The organism is Stakelama saccharophila, from assembly GCF_032229225.1.
GTDB lineage: Bacteria > Pseudomonadota > Alphaproteobacteria > Sphingomonadales > Sphingomonadaceae > Sphingomonas > Sphingomonas saccharophila.
On sequence record NZ_CP135076.1, the window covers coordinates 3,099,079 to 3,118,128 of the forward strand.

Genomic DNA, 19,050 nt, shown 5'->3' on the forward strand with positions numbered 1-19,050 from the left:
ACGCTACGAGGAGGAGGGGGTTTCATCGCGCGGGCTCCATTGCTGAATGAACGCCAACAGGACTTGAGGCTGAGTCAGCGCGATTGCCCCGACCAGTCGCGCCGCATGAACACGTAACCGACTGGTAGCGGCGATGCGCGCCTCGACGTCCGCTTCCGCCTTTACTTTGGGCCAGAGATCTTCAAAGGTGCTAACCGCCGCTATGAGCTCGCTGTCTACCTCATTGTCGGCGAGCGGCGTCACACCCGCATGACGGAGTGCCACGGTGAAATCATCGTTACAATCACTGTAGGCTCTGGTCCCACCTTGCAAGCCGATTCGCTCGGCTAGTGAGGGGGACTGTTCCGCGAGAAACAACTCGTATTTGAGAACGTACACCAACAGGTCAACCGCCGTGTCGAACAGCGTCTCGCCGGAGAGTTCCAGGCCCGAAGTGCTGAAATGTTCCAGCCGGTCGACCTTGCGCGCAATGTTGGGCAGAATGCTGATGCGCTCACCGCGCCGCTTCCAGGCCGCGCCGTAGCCGGCGTTCTTCTCTCGATGTAGGGCGTCTATCGCTTGGATGAGACCATCGCCGGAAGTCGGCCGGCACGTCGCTCGGTTGAAGTAAGCCCGAGCGCCGGGCTGCGGAATGCCGTCTACTAACCGCGGAAAACGGCGCGCCAGGCGTTCATAAGCCGCGGCCGTGAAGTCGTCGTCAGGGCACGCGTGCAATTCGTTCCTCAGCCTGTCCTCTGTCCAAATGTCAGCGCCCCATTTGAGACGAACGGTCCGGAGGGAGGCAAGGAGGAAGGGATCCTCTGGCAAGCTCTCAACGGGCCAGGCGTCGGGATCTTGGCGAACGAGTGCTTCGGCTGCGAACCATTCCAATAAGGCGGCATCCAAGCGGTCTTGGGCGACTTCCAGACGCGGTGTCGAAACTTCGAAATCGTACGGCGTAACGCCAGGAAACGCATTCACGACCGCGGCCGCACGTTCGAGATGCCGGTCGCGTTCGTAGATGTGAAACGAGGAGGCGAGGAAATAGGTTGGGCCGGGTTCAACCCCCAGCCAGTTCGCCAACAGTTCCTGCAGGACGCTCCACTCGAACGCATTGACGCCCGAGAACCCCCACATTGCGTCGTTGCTGCGTACCGCAACATTGAGCAGCAGACGGCCGTCCCTGATCAGCCAGCTGAGCCAGTTGTTGCAGGGGATGTCTAGGGATGGACCAAAGTCAGATCGAGGATCGAATAAACTCATGACCGCGCGTCGGCTAGTCCTGTCTGCGCTGAGAAGCCGAAAGACTTCGGCCAGCTGGTCCACGCCCTGCCAGTCCCTGAGGCGCGGTCCATATCCCGCTCGCCAGACCCTACCATCGTCGGAGAACTGGGCGGCGCGCGGAAGGTAATGGGTCAGCCAGTCGAGGTCGTTTCGCCCGGCAAGGACCCAGATGCATTCAGCCACGAGGGCGAACGGATCACCTAGTCGCCCGGGTAAGAACGGAAACCGTTCCTGTGGGCATTCTATGAGCGTGCCACGTCCGAGCACTTCCCGTGTGGCTTCGCCGCGCACCGAGACGGCCTTGCCGTCTTTCAGCACTGCCTCGAAACCACCTACCGTCGCGTGGCTAATGTTGCGGTACCGCTCCGATTTCATGAACTTCCCCCCGGTCCCGCCCGCATTCTCAACCCCAATGTTGATTCTCTGTATTCGTAAAGTATGCCTACTGTTCAACCCGCCTGTATTCGATGGCGATTTTCATTACACCGGCCGGTAGCCCATGATTGATCATCTGCGCATACATGTTGTCTGGGCTTCCGGGTCGCTAGAAGGAGCGCGCGTCGCTGAAATGATCTCCCGGCATTTCGACGGAATCGGAATGGAAAGGGACGGGGTGGCTTATCGAGTGCCCGTTCGCTTCGCGAGCGCGCCGTGGCTTCCGGACTCGCCGTTGCCTAAACCCGTTGACCTATCGCGCGCGGACCACAATGCCGTCGTGCTGCTGCATGACGACTTCATGGACGAACAAGCCTCAGTATGGGATCAATATGTTCAGTCCACGCGTGCGGCCATGGAGACGCGCGGCGCAGCTGACGTCTACATCCCGTTTTGTGACTACGGCGGCAGCGCGATACCCGCCTCGGACAGGGAGCGGAACACGCAATACGTCTATAGGACGGGCTGGAAGGGACTGGACCAGCTAGCGCGAGATAAGCGTCTGTTGCTCCATGTGCTCGTTCAGATCCGTCGGCATCTGCGAAAACTCAGCGGCGACGACCGCGACGAGCCGCTGTTCGTTAGTCACGCCAAGGCGGACGGAGACACGATCGCCAGAGAGATTGTGGCTTATGTACAGTCACCAGATCATGACGTGCCCCTTCACACCTTCTACGACGCCATGGAGTTGAATCCGGGCGAGGATTTCAAAGCGCGCTTTGACGCTGAAATCAGTCGAGGGACGCTGATCGCCATCGTCTCGGATGTGTACGACTCCCGGCCATGGTGCATCTTCGAGCTGACGACCGCGAAGCGGCATAGGCGGCCAATCGTCTTGGCCGATATCGGGGGCGTTCGCGTCAGCCGAACCTATCCCTACGGCGCAAATCTTCCCCGGGTTCGTCTTGATCCCACCGGTTCGGCCGGTTCGTGGATAGATCCATTGCTGGTGGAAACCATGTCCGAAGGGCTGCGCTGCGACATCTTTCAGGCTCAAGCGGCGAAAGTTGTGGCGGCGGATTCGGAGGTCACGGTGATGCCGCGCCCCCCTGAGCTTTTTGACGTGATCGACGCCGATCTATGCCCACGAGTGATCCTATATCCCGATCCTCCGCTAGGAGACCTTGAGGCTCGGCTCGTCACTCGGGCGATGGCCGCATTGCGAAGTGACAGCCAGCTGAAAACATTGGGCGAATACCAGGCATGAAACTGAAGGGATGGAAAGTCGCCTTGTCGGTCAGCGATGCGCCCGACCGGGCGCGTCTGGGGTTCCCTCAGAGGGAAGTTGAACGGACGCTCCTCGCAGTATGCACCGCGATAATCCGCGAAGGGGGCGAAATACTGTATGCCGGCGATTTGCAGCCCGAGCACTTTACCTTCAAGATATTTCAGCATCTCGCGGGCGCCTACGCCGGAAGCCGGGAGACAGCCCCCTTCTTATACATCATCGCTGAGCCCATCGCCCGACGAATCCAGTTCCTCGATTTCGTTGCAGCGCTGAAACTTGCCCGCAACGTCGCAAGTATCAGACTGTCGAGCGCCGACAAACTGACCTCGGTGCGGCTATCAGGTAAGCACCTCATCGTCGGCGGTGTTGGGGAGGCTCGGCAAACCATATCCACCGAAGCCGAGTGGAACGACTGGCTGAAAAACCAACCGGGACAGTCTGACGCCGACGCCTACACCGCAGTCCGACGGGCAATTGCGGCGGAAGCGGACGCGCGAGTGGCGATGGGTGGGAAGATGGGCATCGTCGGCCTGCCGGAAGACCGATATGAAGGTCGGATGCCAGGCGTCATAGAAGAAGCGGTCATGACCTTGGAGGCGGACAAGCCACTGGTTCTCCTCGGAGCCTACGGTGGTGCAACTCGCGACTGCGCCATTGCGCTCGAACTGATGGATCCCGCCGCCCGTGTTCCGCGTGAAGCGCAGCAATCTGGGTACCACGATGCGATTGCCCGCATCGCGGCGATGGTCGATCGGATACCGGCGCTTGTTAGGCCCGATTTGCAGGACATTGCCAACGATGACCGAAGCGAGCCAACCGCGTTTGCGGTCTGCGATCTGTTCGTCCGTTGGCGTGCTGCGCTAGCCTAGCGCGCCGGCCGAATGCTTAGACAGATGAGGCAGGGTTAGACCATGCGCTGACGCGTGGCCGAGAAACGTTTGGACGTCGCATCAAAATTGATCGGGTCATCCAATGGAATGTTGCGGTGGGCGACGATTTGAGGCTCAAGCCAGTCGATCAAGCATTTGGCTTCCGCCAGAGCATATTTGCGCATGTCACGCGGGTTCTTCGCGTAGTTCATACTGGCCAAGATATGGGCCGGCACAGCCAGAGCGGAGGCTCCGAAATAGACAAACCGCTCGGACAGCAATACCCTGTTGACACGCGTGTCATGCGCCGTGTTGAGCGGACATTGAGATCCATCTTCTAGGCTGTGCACCGAATCCTCCTGCACCCACGGAGCGTCCAGCTCGTCGCGGTGATAGATGTTGTCGCCTACCTGCTTCTTGGCGGATCCATTTCGCCTAGATTTCCGAGTTTCGAACTCTTCGCTGGCCCAGTATTCGTCGAATGTTACTGATCGTGTGACCTGCATGGCGAATATGCACCGCAATGCTGGACGCAATTTTGTGCCCGTTAACCCGACAATCCAATCTCCATCTTTCGCACCGGAACGGATAGCCGGTTTGCAGCAGGCGAGGCTGCAGATGCCCCCGAACGGATTCGGTGCGAACCCAAGGTCATAGCTAACAGCGTACATATAGACGCTGGTCATCAGGCCGCGCATCCCCTCGTGCCGTCGCGCGTGCTTCTCTCGATGCCTGCCGGGGTTTCCTGCGGATCGCATCGTCCCTCGATCGCGCCGATGATATTCTTTGAGTTCCAAGCAACGATCGCATCGCCGTACTTGTCTAGGGCGGCCGGAATGTCATTTTCTGTGCCACCGTGTTCATAGACGCCGACGATGCGCTTGCCCAGACGATGAGCCGTCTCGATTTCCCAGTTCACCCAAGGGCGCTGGTGGGTGTTCTTGCCGATGACAACCACGACCGTTGAGGCCCAGGACATCTTCATGCGCAGCAAACGCTTGAGTGTTTTGTCAGCGATTAGCCCTTTACGAAGTCTCTCTGCATTAGCGGGCTTTGCGCGGATCGAGCTGTTACGGATTTCTAGCGCATTCCGGCGCAGCATGTTTGTCAGGCTCGTGACCCGAGCATCATCTGCGTGATGATGGCTGATGAACACATGACGACGCTTGGTCATAACTTCTTCCGTCTCCAACTACCGCTGATCACATGCCAACGGTGTACTGCATTCGTTCTAAAATGTGAACTAGCGTGAACCTGTCCTCGCGTGCGACAGGTTCCGGACATCTTTTGACCAAAGATCCCGACCTGTCGCCGGGGAGGTGCGGTCAATAGATAAACCAGGGGGCCAGTTTTTGCGGCGCAGCAGGACTGCACGAAATACGGCAATGAGGGCGCGTAGCTGACGCGTCGATCGCAGCCGGGAACGTCCGCTATATCCATCTGTGTTCCCGAAAGGAGCCGTTCCGGAACGTCGAACATTGCGGTCGTTCCGCGCGGCACAACCAAGCAGCTGAACGAATGGTGGGTTCCGGGCTCACCGATCTTGACACTGAACGGCGATAATGAGGGCGCAAAGCCGCCCTATCGCTTCTCCGGAGATGCCCTGGCAGCGGCACGTTCCGCCCGCTCGTGCTCTCGGTGCAATATCGCCTCCCACCGGTCCGGATCGGCCTTGGCCATCATGTCTTGCCCGGCATGCCACATGTCCAGCCCGAGCATGCGCGCGGCGATGCGCTCGGGCATCGCCCAACTTACCGGCATCGACCGTGCGACAGCTCCTGGCAGGATGGCGAACGTCATCATGCCGGCGACCGCGAACGCGATCCGGTTTTTCTTCAGTTCGCGGTTCTGCGCATGGACCGACCGGGTCGTGGCAATGGCAGCATCGAACCGGTCGCTCGCGGCATTCATATTGTAGGTGGCTCGGTCCAGCATCTGCTGATCGTGTTCGCGGCTGCTCCGGGCAGCTGCGGTGATCTGTTGCGCGATAACTTCCGGCGTCAGCTTGACGCCCGGCTGGCCGGCAACCTTGCGCGCCCAGACACAGATATCCTCCAGCCGCTTGCCGATCGCCTCAAGCGTTGGTTCGTAATCGGGCATGGATGTGCGTTCGGCGGTGAGCTGCTCGATCGCGCGGCGAAGCAGTCCCACCTCGCCGCGCAGTTCGGTAAAGGCCTGCGCGGCAAAGCTGGCCGCCGCTCCTTCGGTGCTTTCCTGGTCCATGCGACCGTATCTATCGGCCGAGCCCGCGCGAACGCGAGTGGCCGAGCCAGTTCTGGATGCTGTGGGACAGGGATGCGCCCTGGTGGGGCGCCAGACCAAGTTCTGGCAGACGCTTTCTCACCAGCGACTCGGCCTGGGCGTCGCGCTCCATGCTCTTGCCCATGGCGGTCATCTGCTGGCCGATCGCCCGTGCGCCCTTGCTGTCACCGGCACGGTCCAGCCTGCGGTGCGCCGTCGCCAGCTTGGTCCAGTCCTCGACGAACCGGTCGGCCCGGCGCTCGGGGCTCGCGCGCATTTCCGTCTCCAGCGTCATCGCGCGGATGGCGGCACTGGTCCGTCCCTTTGCCGCTTCGTCGGCAAGGCCGGCGTCGCGCGCAAAGGCTTCGCCGAGGTCGCGCGCGGCGTGCGGGCGCACCGCCTCGAGCGCGGCACGCGCCTTGTCGAGCGCCGCCGTCTGATGCGGCAGCTCGCGATAGCCGTCGCGCCGCATGCGCATAATATCGGCGGTCGCCCGCGCGAACCGCTGGACCGCGCTACCCAGACCAGGTGGCTCGATCCCCGGCGCGGGCGACGCATCGAGTTTCAGTCCGTCGAACATGCCGCGCGTCATTGGCGGCGCGGCCGGCCGCAGGTCCAGCCCGGCAAACGGATCGTGTGACGGTGTGGGTATGACCTTCTCGACCATGTCGCGGTTTATCTTCAGGCCATCGAACATGCTCCGGCGCTTTGTGGGCTGCTTCGCCTGCTCGCGCTCGGGCGTGCGGAGATGATCGGACGCCATATCCTTGGCCCGCTCGCGAGAGAGCGCGCGGACGAGTTTCGACCGGTCGGCGAAGTCGTCGCGGCCGTAATGGAGATCGACGCTGTCGCGGTGGCGGGACAGCGCCACATAGGCGGCATGCCGATCGAGCCCCGGCGTCGCCAGCACGTGCACCCGGTCGACCGTCATCCCCTGCGCCTTGTGGACGGTCGCGGCGTAGCCGTGATCGATCGCGGCATAATCCTTCACATCGAGCGCGACCGCCCGGTCGTCGTCGAGGATCACCGCCATGCGGCTTCGGCTGACCGAGTGGACGGTCCCGAGCGAGCCGTTCTTCACCCCCAGGCTGCGCTCGTTCCTCAGGAACATCACCCGGTCGCCGGACGCGAAGCGGCGTTCGCCCTTCTCCGTTTGCAACGTCACATCCTCGCCCAGCGCTTCCACCTCGCGCAGGCTCGCGCGGGCCGCCAGGTTCAGCTCGCGCACTTCGGCATTGGTGTGAGTGAGGATGATCCGGCTCGCCTCCAGCGACCGATCGCAGTCGCGGTCCCACCGCGCGATGAGCGCGCGCCGTGCCTGCTCGCGCGTCTCGGCGGCGTGGATATGGCCGTGCTCGTCATAGGCGCTGATCGCCAGCCCGGTCCGCCCGGTCGCCAGCTGCCGCGTCGCATCGCGCTGCCAGTCTGCACGCTGCCGCCGGACCTCGGTGATCTCCACGCTGCCGTGGCGCTCGGCGACCGAGCGGAACGCAGCGCCGGCCTCGATCGCCTGGAGCTGTTCGGGATCGCCGACCAGCACCACCTTGGCGCCGCGCTTCCGGCTCTCGGCAATCACCCGTTCCATCTGCCGCGTACCGATCATGCCGGCCTCGTCGATCACGAGCACATCGCGCGACGTGAGCAGATCGCGGTCCTGCTCCCATTGATGTTCGAGACTGGCTAGCGTGCGTGAAGTGATCCCCGAGCCGTGCTCGAGGTTCTCGGCGGCGATGCCGGAGAGCGCCGCGCCGACAACGCGGTAGCCTTCCTGCTCCCATCCGTCCCGCGCAACGCTCAGCATGGCCGATTTGCCCGTCCCGGCATAGCCGACCACCGTTGCCAGGCCAGTGTCGCGTGTTACGTGGCGAAGCGCGGCTTCTTGCATCTCCCCGAGAACGAGACCCGCACTTGCCGAGCGAGCGAGGGTCCCCCCTATCGTCCGCTCGGCAAGACCATGGCCGCGCTGGCGCGCCAGCGCCTCGGTCGCGATCTCCAGGCGCCGTTCGGTCTCCAGCATATCGCGCGAGGTGAACCGCTCCTGCCCGCGCCCGTCCTTGCCGAGCTTCACCAGCTCGGGCGACCCGCGTACCGCCGCCATCACATGATCGAACTGCTCCTTTCCGTCGCTATGGCGGTGGACGAACATGGCAAGGTCGCGGGTGGTGAAGGTGGATTGCTGGTGGGTGATCGCATCGAGCGCCAGTTCCGGTCGGGCGAGCAGCCTGTCGCCATTCTCGCGCGCAATGTCGCGGTGCTCGTCGAGCCGCTCGGACGACCGTCCCTGCTCGACCATGCGCGATGCCGCCGGGCCGATCTTGTGCTGGGGTTCGAGATCGATGCCCTGGGCTTCCAGTGAGCGGTGATCGACGCTCGCGTCGATATCGAGCTCGACCAGCCTGTGGTTCACATGCTGTGCCCAGGCCTCGCGCCAATGGTCGAGCAGATCGGTGCGGTTCCACTCGCGCATCTTCGCGCCGAACCCGTTCTCATCGACCGAGCGCATGGTGAGCATCACATGCGCATGGGGTTTGACCATGCCGTCCGGTCCGACATCGCGGTGGACGTTCAGGTCGGCGATCATGCCCCGGTCGACGAACTCGGCTTTCACGAACTCGCGCGCGAGCCGGATACCCTCGGCGCTGTCCAGCTCCCGCGGGATCGCGAACTCGACCTCGCGCGCCAACTGCGCGTCCTTGCGGACCTCGCCCGCCTCGACGTCGTTCCACAGTCGCTCGCGATAACGGAGATGCTCCGGCGCGCCGTCCGGCAGCAGCACTTCCGAATGCTCGACGCCCGCCTTGCTGGAAAAATCGTGATCGCGGTCGAGCCGCTGGTCGTGCAGCCGCGACGCGGAACGATAGGCGGCAGCCGCCAGCGCCGACGACCCTGCGGCGCGCGAGATGACTTTGGCGGAGAAATGGTAGATCGCCATGGCGGCAATCCATCTACACTATAAAAGCGACGTCGGCACGACGTATAAGCGCGCCCTCGAAAGATTTAATCTTCCTCGGGACTAGGACATGTCAGGAGATATCGCGGTATTTACGCGCGCACAAGCGAGCGATAGCTGAACCGTTTTCGCCACCAACAAGAGGACGACTGTCATGCGCAAACCCCGCGACTATGATTCGGAACTGAAGGCGCTCGGCGACAAAGCCCGGAAGCTTCGCGAGCGCAAGGTCATGCAGCTGGGCGAGCTCGTGCAGGCGACCGATGCGGACGCGCTCCCGGTCGAGGAGCTGGCCGGGGCGCTCATCGCCGCGATCGAAGAAAAGAACGCCACCACGAAGGGAGCCTGGCGCCAGCGCGGCGAGGCGTTCTTTCGCGGCGCAAAGGGCAAAGCTGCTGGCCGGGTTTCGCACGATCGCGGTGGCGATACATCGAACAACGGCGGCGCGGAACCGGCTGCTGCTTCGTCGGGCGCGGCATGACAATCGCGACTGGCAGGTGAAGCGACGCGAGCGTACGCGCCGGCTGATCGAACTGGGTGGGTTGGTCGCAAAGTCGGGACTGATCGATCTGTGCGATGACGACCGCGCCATTATCCTTGGTGTGCTGGTCGATGCAGCCCCAAGTTGCGCGGCGAAGAGCGCGAGCAGCTGCTGACGCTCTGGCGGCGGCGAGGGAAGCGAGCATTCGATGAGAAGGCGCGATAAATCTCGCAGCACAATCTTTATTTGCCAAACCCAGTTTCAGAGCATTTCCAGTCACGTGTCATAAAGCGGGGCGTGGCTTGCCCATCAGGAGTCATCCGACTGATTCCGGATCCAACACCGCACTTATCATGCCGCGGTTCTTGTTCGACTGCATCGGCTCGCGCTTGTCACGCCAGCGTAAACCTTTCGTCATATCTGCGTAAACACACTCCAGCACAGGCGCCCCGTGCCGCTGCTCCGTCAGCGGCGGCAATCAAACCGGGGAGTATCCATGCAAGCGACGCGATCGTGCGCCCGTGCGCCAATCACGATAGTATCTTTCATGTTGACTTCGGCATTGATGGCCGCGCCGGCCGCAGCGCAGCGTGTTGGCACTCCGGCCGGCCAAGCCGACGAGTCCGCCGATGACAACAGCGGCGACATCGTCGTCATCGGCACCAAACGCAACCGCGCGAGCGCCATCGACCAGAAGCGCGATTCGCTTCGTGTGATCGATGCGCTCGGCGCCGACGAACTCGGTCAGTTGCCGGAGAAGAATGTCGGCGAGTCGCTCAACCGCCTGCCGGGCGTGACCATGCTGGTCGAAAAAGGCGAAGGACGTTTCGTCCAGATTCGCGGCGTCGCGGCCAATCTCAACGCGGTTACGATCAACGGTGTCTATATCGGCTCGCCACAAACCGATGGCGGCGGGCGGCAGGTTCCGCTCGACCTGATCGCCGGCAGCGTGCTGGGCTCAGTCCAGGTGGTGAAAACGCCGACGCCGGACATGGATGCGCAGGGCATCGGCGGTACCGTTAATATCGTTACCAAGATGCCTTTCGACCGCTCGGACAAATTCTACGGCTATGGCAGCACGAATTACGGCATTGAGACGATCGAGCCCAAGGACAAGGGCTATGGCGGCCACGACCCCTATAGTGTCGACGGTACCATTTCCGGCAAGCTGTTCGGCGACAAGCTGGGCTGGCTGGTCGGCGGCGCCTGGTCCGACCGCGAATATATCGCCCAAGGCATCTATCAGGACGATTTCCACGACGCCGACGGCCTCGGCCTGCCCGAGGAGGTGAAGAACAATTATTATACCATCGGTCGGCAGCGGCTGAACCTGAACGGTGCGCTGCAATTCCGGCCGGACAATGTGAGCGAGTATTTCGTGCGCGGTTTTTATGCCGAATGGGACGAATATCAGCACCGCAACCGCTTTCAGGAAGCACTGACCGAGGATGTGACCGACACCGGAGACAGCGGCGGCACCTATGGCATGAACGCGACGCGCGCCAATCTCCGGCTGGAAGACACGGAGAAATCCGTGCTCAGTATCGCCGCGGGCGGCAATTCCGATTTCGGCACGTTGAAGCTCGATTATCTGCTGCAGTACAACCGCAACCGGCTGAACAATCCCTACAGCTATTGGGAATTCGAGTCGGATGATATGTTCGGCCCCGGCCGGTTCACCCGCGACGATGACGGAATCGTCACGCTGATGCCGGACGAAGGTACGGCCGACCGCACCGACCCGCGATATCAGGTTTTCGACCGGCTCCGCTATCAGCAGTCCAGGTTGAAGGAGAATGCGTGGGTCACGGCGGTCAATCTGCGTTGGAACGCCAGCGATGATTTCTATTTGAAGGTCGGCGCCAAGGGCACGCAGACGATCCGCCACAACGACTATAACCGCCAGCGCTACGACCCCGGCTCCCAGATGATGACGCTGGCGACCGACCCGGCGCTCAACAGCGGCGGCTTCGTCAACGACGTCGAGGCGAGCGATGTCCCGAACCTGTGGATGAACATCGACGCGCTGAACGCATTCTTCGATGACCCCGCCAACGCCGCCTATTTCGAGCGCAACGACGACGATACGTTCGTCCAGCGCTATGCCAATGATTACGACCTGACGGAAAATATCGCCGCAGGCTACATCATGGGCGTCAAGACGATCGGCATCGCGCAGATCATCGGCGGCGTGCGCTATGAATATACCGATGTGAACAGCGCCGGCTATCTGCAGAGCGACGGCGAGGCCTATCGCATCCATGCCGGCGGCGATTACGCAGAGTGGTTACCCTCGCTGATCGTCAACGTGCATCCGACCGATCGAACGATCCTGCGCGGTGCGGTATCGCGCGCGCTGGGCCGGCCAGGCTACGACACCATCGCGCCGATCTCCAGCTATTCGGTCGAGACGAACGAGGCGAGCCTGTCTATCGGCAATCCCGATCTGAAGCCGCGTACGTCGTGGAATTTCGACGCCAGCGCCGAATGGTATCCCAACGACCTGAGCGCGGTGACGGTCGGCGTCTTCTACAAGGATATCGGGAACCAGATCACCGGCGTGTCCGACCGTTTTACCTCGCCGGCTGATATCCAGGATGCGTTGGATGCCAACGGCCTGGGCGGCGCGGTGAATCCGGAGGGGCTGACCGAGCTGATCGTGTCCACATCGGTCAATGCCGGCAGCGCCGAGCTCTACGGCATCGAGATGAACGGGCAGACCCAGTTCTCCTTTCTGCCGGCGCCGCTCGACGGGCTGGGCGTATCGCTATCCGCGACCTTCCTCGATGGAAGCACGACCATCGACGGCGAGAAGGCGCCCATAGAGGGGCAAGCGAGCGAGACCTACGCCGCCACGCTCTTCTATCAGAAGGGACCGATCGATGCTTCGCTCAACTATACCTATAACGGCGATTACCTGACCGACCGGGCGAGCGACCCCGACAACCGGCTTAATCAGGGCGAGTTCGGACGGCTGGACGCCAAGCTCACCTATGTCGTCTCGCCGATGCTCAAGCTGTTCGTGCAGGGCGTCAATCTGACCAACGAGCCAACCACCGAATTCCAGGGCGGCCACAAGGTCTGGCGCACCGAGGCGGAATATGTCGGCACCACCGTATCGGCGGGCATCAATGTCGGCTTCTGATCGGATGCGCAGCGCAATGCTCGCCGGCCTGATCCTCGCGCTGGCGCCGGTGGCGGCGCGGGCGCAGGCCGTGACGCAGCTCTCGGCAAAGACGGTCCATCGCTTCGAGGCGCCCGCGGCGGACCAGGGCGTGGCGGTCGATGGCGATTATTTCTATGCCATCGACAATCACACCATCGTCAAGCACGAACGCGGCACCGGCAAGGTGGTCGCGCGCTGGGAAGGTCCGGCGAATGAACGCATCCGCCACATCAACAGTTGTATCGTTGAGGACACGCGGCTCGTATGCGCCAATTCCAACTATCCCAACGTGCCTATGGGATCCTCGATCGAAATCTTCGACACCGCGACCATGACGCATGTCGGGACAAAGTCGCTGGGCCTGACCGATGAGGGTTCGCTGGTCTGGGCCAATCCCTACAAGGGCGGCTGGCTCGCCGGCTTCGCGCAATATGACGATCATGGCGGCAATGGCATGAAGAATGCGCGCTATGCCAATGTCGCCACCTATGACGCGGAGTGGCGGCGGACCGGCGGTTGGCTATTCCCGGGCGACGTACTCGACCGTCTGGCGCCCAAGGCGGCCTCGGGCGGGGTGATCGGGCCGGACGGGCTGCTCTATGTCACCGGCCATGACCGGCCGGAAATGTACGTGCTGGCGCGCCCGTGCATGGGTCCGGTGCTGATTCATGTCGCCACCATCGCGGTCGAAGCCGAGGGCCAGGCCTTCGCCTTCGTAGCCGGGCATGACCGGCGTGTGGCCGCGATCGGTCGAGATTCCGGAACAGTCATCATGGAGGACCTGCCTGAGGTGACTGTATCAGATCCATGTGCGCTGCGGTTTTCTGGCTGAACCGGCAAAGCCGACGAACGAATGCAATAATCGGATCGGACTTGCCATTGTTCTTTCCAAGGGACGCCCCGCAGCTCGATCAGCTGCGGGGCGCCACACGAATTCAATCCGCCGGGTTCCAGATGATCGCGAACCGATCATCATCTTTGCCGATAACGCGACCGAGATTGGCGTAGAGCCGGCGCGGCCCGAACTCGGGCGCGGCCAGGCTCAGCGACAAATAGTTGCGACCGCTGGTTTCGGAATGGCGCATCCAGCCAGCACCGATCTCGACATCGCCGGAATAGACCCGGTGATCGGGCTGGGCGTCGTTCCGTTTTGCGGCATTGGCGACGATATTGATCTCGGCGCGGATGCTGAGGGTTTTCAGCTGGCCCTTGAACGATCCGTTGTCGCTCCGGGTGACATATCCGATGGCAGGCATGTGACGTCTCCTTGGTTCTCGACCGGGACCGTTCCCGTATCGACACCTGCCGATCCGAAGACCGGGCATCAGGAGACCGGCGCACCATGTCTGGCCGCAGCGAAGCGAAGGACCGGTGGAGCGCCAATATTGTTGGACCGCGAGGAGCCGCGAACGCGGCGGGGAAGAATATTGGTGTGCCCCGGTTGCGCCGGTCTTCGACCGGTCATAGGTCAAGGCACAGAGACGGGATGGTTTCTGTCGCAGGCGACAAGACGAAACCGCTGCCCGCATATCGTCGAACACTGAACCGTTATCACGATCAACTGGCAGGATGCGAGCTGATGCCCCGCATCCATATTCGAACCGAAATAATCGGAGTGTAGAATTGACCGAAGAAATCGAACAGACCGGCCCCGACCTTGTCGAGCTCGCAACCGAACTGACCGTCGCCTGGCTCAGCAACCCGAACAACCGGGTGATGGCCGAGGAGGCGCCCGAATTTCTGAAGAAGATGCATGCGACGGTGAGCGAACTCTCCGGCGCAGCGGCTACACCGGGCGATACCGACCAGGAAGCGGCGCCCGAGCCGGCGGTATCGGTGCGCAAATCGCTTGCATCCAAGGACCACATCATCTCGCTGATCGACGGCAAGCCGTACAAGACGTTGCGCCGGCACTTGTCGACGCACGGGCTGACGCCGGAGGAGTATCGCGAGCGCTATAACCTGAAGCCCGATTACCCGATGGTCGCGCCGAGCTATTCCGAGCAGCGCCGGTCGATGGCAAAGCAGATCGGCCTCGGCAAGAAAGGCCGCGCAGCGAAAAAGAAATGACGAGCGAGCATTTGTGCGGGGAGATGGAACGGGCGCAAGCCGCCGCTATTCGCCCGCTGTCTGAACTGGGACTTCATAGCCTTACCGATACGCTGAAGACGCCCAAAAACCCTGCTCTTTCTACATTCGGGTTCGTGCTGTGGAACACCATTGGCTCTCGACCGCGATTGCAGCCGCTGGAAGGCGGCTTCGCAAAAAGTGGATGAGCTGCTGTAATTCGCTCGCGCCGGCAGTGGAACGATCGGTAGCGGTCGATTATCCGGGCATTTATTTTGCCAGCGATTCGCAGCTTTCGTCATGGATATTAGCCCAAGCGACGCGTTGCAGGCGCGTGGCTTGCCGGGGGGAAAGGCCGAGTTCGCTTGCAGCGCGCTCGGACTGGCCGAACGCGCGCGGATCCTTGCCCGTGATGCCGATGAAGACCGTCAGTGCTTCTAGATAGTAGCCCGCGACACCGGCATGGTAATGGTCATAGGTCCAAAGGTCGAGCTGGCCGAAGGTGATGCCGTCATAGGGATCGGGATCGGCGAAGCCGGCCTTGATCGCGCAATTGAAGGCCTGCCCCACCGGGTTCACGTGGTCGATCGCGCTGCTATTTTCAGCCGCACGGTCATAGGAACGCCGAAGGTCGCGCGCCATCTGATAGACGGATTTGCCGTACCAGTGGCCATCCGGCTTGTAGGTCTGGTCGGGCCGCGTCCAGGTGGCGGTCAGACTGACGTCTACATGCTTGTTTTCGTCCGCGAACATCTGCGCGAACTTCGCCGAATATTCGAGGAGCTTCGCCGGGTTGCCAGGATCGTCGCGGTCCAGGACGCTATATTCCTGCATCACCACATGGTCCCAGGCGTGATCGACGACATTGCGCTTGTGCTGCCAGTGCCATTCGAGAGTCTTGCCGGGCGAGGTCTCGGCGCTGACGCGGTAGTCGAGCCCCGCTTCCTCGGTGAACAGCTTGAACAGGGCGGGCACGCCGCCGATGCCGTCGCCGTTCAGGTCGGCAATGGTCTCGGCCCGGTAGCGCAATGCCGCCGAATGCGCGCCGAAGGTGAAGCTGTTGCCGATGAACAGCACGGTCTGCGGCTGCGTCGCCCCGTCGCCGCCGGCCCGCTGCGCAAAGGCGGGGGTGGTGGCGAGCATCGCCGCCGCAAACACGGCGATGCCCTTTCCGATCGTCTTGGTCGTCATGCGGTCCTTTCTCAAAGCGAAACCCCTGCCGAGGCGTAGAGATAGCGGCCATAGGGCTGATAGAGCGAGCCGTAATAGCCTCCCTGTGAGATCAGCGGTTGCTCGTCGGTGATGTTGCGCGCACCGAGACGGAACCGCATGCCGCTGAGCGGGCCGCGATCATCGTCCACCGTGAACTGAAGATAGAGGTTCGCGGTGAACTGCGAGCCCACGCGGTACGGCACGCCGTCGTCCGAAAGGAAGCTGTGGTCGTAGATCACGCCGGTATATTTGCCGAGCGCGCCGATCTCGAATTGGTCGAGGCTCCAGGTCAGCGAGCTTGTCACCTTCCATTTCGGCCGGCCGCCGCGCGCCAGCAGGTTCTCGGCATTGGACAGCGGCACCGCGGCGTTGATCTCGCCCGCGTCGCGCGCGTCGAAAAGCTCGGCCACCTGATCGCCGGTATCGCGCGAGAATTTCATCAGGTGCGCGGCGTTCACTTTCAGGTCGAAATCGCCGACGCTGGTACCGTGCAGCGCATAGAGAAAGGCGAGGTCGAGCCCGCGCACCGTCTGCGGCAACAGGTTCACGAACTCGTCGTTGACGCTCGTGACCTCGCCCACCGGATCGATGCCGGTGCCGGCGAAGAAGGCGACGTCGTCCGCGGTCGGATTATCGCGCACCACGTTGGAATTGCTCGTGCCCCGCACCCGATCGAGATAATCGAGCACCAGCGAGTTCCGCCCGCCGAACTGGCCGACGATGCCGCGCTGTTTGATCTCCCAGTAATCGGCCGTGAATGTCACCCGGCCGAAGCGTTCGGGGATGAAATGCGGCTGCAGCACGATCCCGACCGAGCGGTCTTCGCTCTTTTCCGGCTGAAGGTCAGGATTGCCCGCGACCCGGACGGAAAAGCCGACCGGCTCTGAACAGTCGTTGAAATTGTCGATCCGGCCCGCGCGCAGATCGGCCTCGCAGCGGATATAGTCGTTATTGGTGTCGAGCCGGGCATATTCGGCGGCGTGCAGCTGTTCCAGATTGGGCGCGCGGAAGCCCTTCGACCAGGATGCACGCAGCCTGACGCCGCTGATCACGTCCCACGACCCTGCGATCTTCGGCCGGAATATCCCGCCGAAATCGCTGTAATGTTCGTACCGGCCGGCAAGCTGCAACTCGATGCTGCGCACCAGCGGCACGTGCATGTCCTTGGAAATGACGGGAACGGCCAGCTCGCCATAGGCGGAAAAGACATTGCGCGATCCGAACGTGTCGGGCGTCGGGCTGACGGCGATGACATTGCTTTCGTTCGTCGTGCCGGTCACGGAGTCGGTGAAGCTGTTCGTGCCGTCGAGATTGGGGTCCCGGTCGTCCGCCTGAGTCTCGTGCCGGAAGCCCAGGCCGAGCGCGATGCCGACCGGGCCGCCCGGAAGCTGGAACAGGTCGGGCCGTGACAGCTTTGCCTGGGCCTGGGTCAGCGTCGTGCGGTCCTCGCGGCGCATGCGGAACAGGATCGGGTCGATCGCGGCCTGCGAACTGGGCGTGCAGTCGCCGATATTCGGGTCGCCGTCGCACCCGCCGCCGTTGAACGGATCATAGGCGTCCGGCGTCGCCAGCGCGAGCTGCTGTTGCAGCGCGGTGCTGTTCACATTGTCGGAGACGTCCTCGGCCTTCGCTTCCGAATAGGTGAGCGCGGTTTCCCAGTCGAACCCGGCCACGTCACCGCGCAAGCCGCCAACAAAGCGTGCCTGGTGGTTGGTGACGTCGACATATTGCGGCCCGGTGTCGATGAAGCGGTAGCGGGTTAGCGTCACCGGCAGGCCTTCACCCGGCACATTGTCCAGGCCCGGCAGCCGGTTCGGATTGAGCGACCCGTCGGGCAGCGTTGTCGCCCCGAACGGGTTCCAGTAATTGGACGCCGGCACGGTGATCTCGTTGAGCGCGATCACCGGCGGTTGCTTGGCGTGCGAGACGGCACGGTAATAGCCCGCCTCGGCAAAGGCGGTGATATGGTCGGTCAGGTCGTAATGACCATTCAGATAGAGGTTGATGCGATCGACCGACGGCTTGACCGTGGTGTCATAGGCGTCGTCGTAGCGGAGCTCGCGGTGTCGGCCATAGGACAGCGAGCCGGAAGCGAGGCACACGCCGCTCGGCAACGGCGTCGTGCAGCCGTCCGTCGTGTCCGGCTGGATGTGAAAAGACCCCGCACCCGACGTGATCGTCTCGCCGTTCTGAATGACACCTCTATTCCCGACGACCGAGAAATTGGCGAACGGCGTATAGCTCGATCGGTTGTCCGGCGAAGTGCTGTCGGCATAGGCCGGGTCGTCCGCGAAATAAGGCCGCAGGTCGCCCGTCTCGGTATAGGGCTGGTCGGACGCCAGCTCCGCCGTGCGATGGGTATATTCGCCCATCACCGTGACATTGCCGCGCCCGCCGCCGAAATTGGTGCCGGCGAGCATGTTGGTGTTGAACTCGTGGAGATGTGTGCCCTCGGCCAGACCGTAGCGCGCGTTCAGGCGCAGGCCCTCGAAATCGTCCTTCAGCACGACGTTGACCACGCCCGCCACCGCGTCGGCGCCATAGATGGCGGCGGCCCCGTCGCGCAGGACCTCCAGCCGCTGAATGCCCGCGACCGGCAGCGCATTGGCGTTGTAGGTGAGAACCGGGACATTGGCGATGCCGGCCTGGCTGACCGGATGCTGGACCATGCGCCGGCCGTTGATCAGCACCAGCGTGTTGCCAGCGCCCAGGTTGCGAAGGTCGATCGAGTTGATGTCGCCGCGCGCGGTGTTGCTCGTCTGCGGCCCGTTGGACGAATTGAAATCGACATCGCCCATCTGGGGGATCGTGCGCAGCAACTCGTCGCCGGACACCGCGCCGGTCGCGTCGATATCCTTGGCATCGATAATGCTCACCGGCAACGCCTCGGTCACCTTGCTGCCGCGAATCTGGGTGCCGACGACCACGATCTCGCCGCTGTACTCGGTATCGTCGGTATCGGTGGCGGCCGGCTGTTCCGCGGTCCGGCCGGCCGGCGCCGTCTGGGCGAGCGCCGGGGCGGCTGCCACCGCGCAAAGCGAACTGGTTGCAAGAATCGCTGTCTTGATCATCGTCATATCCTCTCCTCCCGCTTCCCCGTTCTCGGGGTTTGCGATTTATTCGTGCGAGGCGCGGGCG

The 19,050-nt window shown here is 62.6% G+C and carries 15 protein-coding genes and 1 pseudogene; 8 read left to right on the top strand and 8 right to left on the bottom strand.

All coding sequences use genetic code 11. The features are described from left to right. Nucleotides 1–3: 3 nt before the first annotated feature. Nucleotides 4–1,638, bottom strand: a complete 1,635-nt coding sequence (locus RPR59_RS14460; protein ID WP_313915240.1) for a thymidylate synthase — start codon at nucleotides 1,636–1,638, stop codon at nucleotides 4–6. Between the two features lie 124 nt (nucleotides 1,639–1,762). Here RPR59_RS14460 and RPR59_RS14465 point away from each other — a divergent pair, with 124 nt between their 5' ends. Then, nucleotides 1,763–2,905 (top strand): toll/interleukin-1 receptor domain-containing protein, encoded by a 1,143-nt coding sequence (locus RPR59_RS14465; protein ID WP_313915242.1) that lies wholly within the window; start codon nucleotides 1,763–1,765, stop codon nucleotides 2,903–2,905. Beyond that, entirely contained in the window at nucleotides 2,902–3,795 is an 894-nt protein-coding gene (locus tag RPR59_RS14470; RefSeq protein WP_313915245.1) for a hypothetical protein, read from the top strand. The genes RPR59_RS14465 and RPR59_RS14470 overlap by 4 nt, the downstream gene beginning before the upstream one ends. Nucleotides 3,796–3,830: 35 nt before the next feature. Here the strand turns inward: RPR59_RS14470 and RPR59_RS14475 are convergent, their stop codons facing one another. The 4 genes from RPR59_RS14475 to traA form a co-directional block, all read right to left on the bottom strand. Continuing rightward, on the bottom strand, nucleotides 3,831–4,481 hold the full coding sequence (locus RPR59_RS14475) for an Nmad2 family putative nucleotide modification protein (protein WP_313915247.1): 651 nt from the start codon (nucleotides 4,479–4,481) through the stop codon (nucleotides 3,831–3,833). Continuing rightward, nucleotides 4,481–4,969: a TIR domain-containing protein gene (locus RPR59_RS14480; protein ID WP_313915248.1), complete on the bottom strand. Its 489-nt coding sequence runs from the start codon at nucleotides 4,967–4,969 to the stop codon at nucleotides 4,481–4,483. The genes RPR59_RS14475 and RPR59_RS14480 overlap by 1 nt, the downstream gene beginning before the upstream one ends. Nucleotides 4,970–5,376: 407 nt before the next feature. Then, nucleotides 5,377–6,018 (bottom strand): DUF6118 family protein, encoded by a 642-nt coding sequence (locus tag RPR59_RS14485; protein ID WP_313915250.1) that lies wholly within the window; start codon nucleotides 6,016–6,018, stop codon nucleotides 5,377–5,379. A 10-nt stretch (nucleotides 6,019–6,028) separates the two neighbouring features. Continuing rightward, nucleotides 6,029–8,968, bottom strand: a complete 2,940-nt coding sequence (gene traA, locus RPR59_RS14490; RefSeq protein ID WP_313915252.1) for a Ti-type conjugative transfer relaxase TraA — start codon at nucleotides 8,966–8,968, stop codon at nucleotides 6,029–6,031. Nucleotides 8,969–9,140: 172 nt separating this feature from the next. Between traA and RPR59_RS14495 the strand changes: the two genes are divergently transcribed. The 4 genes and pseudogenes from RPR59_RS14495 (at nucleotide 9,141) to RPR59_RS14510 (ending at nucleotide 13,465) form a co-directional block, all read left to right on the top strand. Continuing rightward, nucleotides 9,141–9,467: a conjugal transfer protein TraD gene (locus tag RPR59_RS14495; RefSeq protein WP_313915256.1), complete on the top strand. Its 327-nt coding sequence runs from the start codon at nucleotides 9,141–9,143 to the stop codon at nucleotides 9,465–9,467. Nucleotides 9,468–9,483: 16 nt separating this feature from the next. Further along, nucleotides 9,484–9,692 (top strand): annotated as a pseudogene (locus tag RPR59_RS14500) (conjugal transfer protein TraD). A 322-nt stretch (nucleotides 9,693–10,014) separates the two neighbouring features. Beyond that, the gene (locus RPR59_RS14505) at nucleotides 10,015–12,612 is read left to right on the top strand and encodes a TonB-dependent receptor (protein WP_313915258.1); all 2,598 of its coding nucleotides are present in this window, start codon (nucleotides 10,015–10,017) and stop codon (nucleotides 12,610–12,612) included. Then, a complete protein-coding gene (locus tag RPR59_RS14510) occupies nucleotides 12,599–13,465 on the top strand; it encodes a hypothetical protein (RefSeq protein WP_313915260.1) in 867 nt (288 codons plus the stop codon). Before RPR59_RS14505 ends, RPR59_RS14510 begins: the two co-directional genes overlap by 14 nt. Nucleotides 13,466–13,568: 103 nt before the next feature. On the opposite strand, the gene RPR59_RS14515 is transcribed toward RPR59_RS14510, so the two are convergent. Then, nucleotides 13,569–13,889, bottom strand: coding sequence for a DUF736 domain-containing protein (locus RPR59_RS14515; RefSeq protein WP_313915261.1), 321 nt, complete (start codon nucleotides 13,887–13,889; stop codon nucleotides 13,569–13,571). A 367-nt stretch (nucleotides 13,890–14,256) separates the two neighbouring features. Between RPR59_RS14515 and RPR59_RS14520 the strand changes: the two genes are divergently transcribed. Both RPR59_RS14520 and RPR59_RS14525 read left to right on the top strand, forming a co-directional pair. Beyond that, complete coding sequence (locus RPR59_RS14520) at nucleotides 14,257–14,703, top strand: Ros/MucR family transcriptional regulator (RefSeq protein ID WP_313915264.1); 447 nt, start codon at nucleotides 14,257–14,259, stop codon at nucleotides 14,701–14,703. Then, nucleotides 14,700–14,909, top strand: coding sequence for a hypothetical protein (locus tag RPR59_RS14525; protein ID WP_313915265.1), 210 nt, complete (start codon nucleotides 14,700–14,702; stop codon nucleotides 14,907–14,909). The genes RPR59_RS14520 and RPR59_RS14525 overlap by 4 nt, the downstream gene beginning before the upstream one ends. Nucleotides 14,910–14,970: 61 nt before the next feature. Here RPR59_RS14525 and RPR59_RS14530 read toward each other — a convergent pair whose 3' ends face one another. Together RPR59_RS14530 and RPR59_RS14535 are read right to left on the bottom strand one after the other, a co-directional pair. Further along, entirely contained in the window at nucleotides 14,971–15,891 is a 921-nt protein-coding gene (locus RPR59_RS14530) for a DUF4886 domain-containing protein (RefSeq protein WP_313915267.1), read from the bottom strand. Nucleotides 15,892–15,902: 11 nt separating this feature from the next. Then, entirely contained in the window at nucleotides 15,903–18,989 is a 3,087-nt protein-coding gene (locus RPR59_RS14535) for a TonB-dependent receptor domain-containing protein (RefSeq protein ID WP_313915269.1), read from the bottom strand. Between the last annotated feature and the right edge of the window lie 61 nt (nucleotides 18,990–19,050).

Bases quoted from the DNA above. Each gene is read 5' to 3' on its own strand.
- RPR59_RS14515 (WP_313915261.1), bottom strand. From the start codon at position 13,889: ATGCCTGCCATCGGATATGTCACCCGGAGCGACAACGGATCGTTCAAG.
- RPR59_RS14495 (WP_313915256.1), top strand. From the start codon at position 9,141: ATGCGCAAACCCCGCGACTATGATTCGGAACTGAAGGCGCTCGGCGAC.
- RPR59_RS14460 (WP_313915240.1), bottom strand. From the start codon at position 1,638: ATGAAATCGGAGCGGTACCGCAACATTAGCCACGCGACGGTAGGTGGT.
- RPR59_RS14525 (WP_313915265.1), top strand. From the start codon at position 14,700: ATGACGAGCGAGCATTTGTGCGGGGAGATGGAACGGGCGCAAGCCGCC.
- RPR59_RS14465 (WP_313915242.1), top strand. From the start codon at position 1,763: ATGATTGATCATCTGCGCATACATGTTGTCTGGGCTTCCGGGTCGCTA.
- RPR59_RS14510 (WP_313915260.1), top strand. From the start codon at position 12,599: ATGTCGGCTTCTGATCGGATGCGCAGCGCAATGCTCGCCGGCCTGATC.
- RPR59_RS14475 (WP_313915247.1), bottom strand. From the start codon at position 4,481: ATGACCAGCGTCTATATGTACGCTGTTAGCTATGACCTTGGGTTCGCA.
- RPR59_RS14485 (WP_313915250.1), bottom strand. From the start codon at position 6,018: ATGGACCAGGAAAGCACCGAAGGAGCGGCGGCCAGCTTTGCCGCGCAG.
- RPR59_RS14480 (WP_313915248.1), bottom strand. From the start codon at position 4,969: ATGACCAAGCGTCGTCATGTGTTCATCAGCCATCATCACGCAGATGAT.
- RPR59_RS14530 (WP_313915267.1), bottom strand. From the start codon at position 15,891: ATGACGACCAAGACGATCGGAAAGGGCATCGCCGTGTTTGCGGCGGCG.
- RPR59_RS14535 (WP_313915269.1), bottom strand. From the start codon at position 18,989: ATGACGATGATCAAGACAGCGATTCTTGCAACCAGTTCGCTTTGCGCG.
- RPR59_RS14505 (WP_313915258.1), top strand. From the start codon at position 10,015: ATGTTGACTTCGGCATTGATGGCCGCGCCGGCCGCAGCGCAGCGTGTT.
- RPR59_RS14470 (WP_313915245.1), top strand. From the start codon at position 2,902: ATGAAACTGAAGGGATGGAAAGTCGCCTTGTCGGTCAGCGATGCGCCC.
- traA (WP_313915252.1), bottom strand. From the start codon at position 8,968: ATGGCGATCTACCATTTCTCCGCCAAAGTCATCTCGCGCGCCGCAGGG.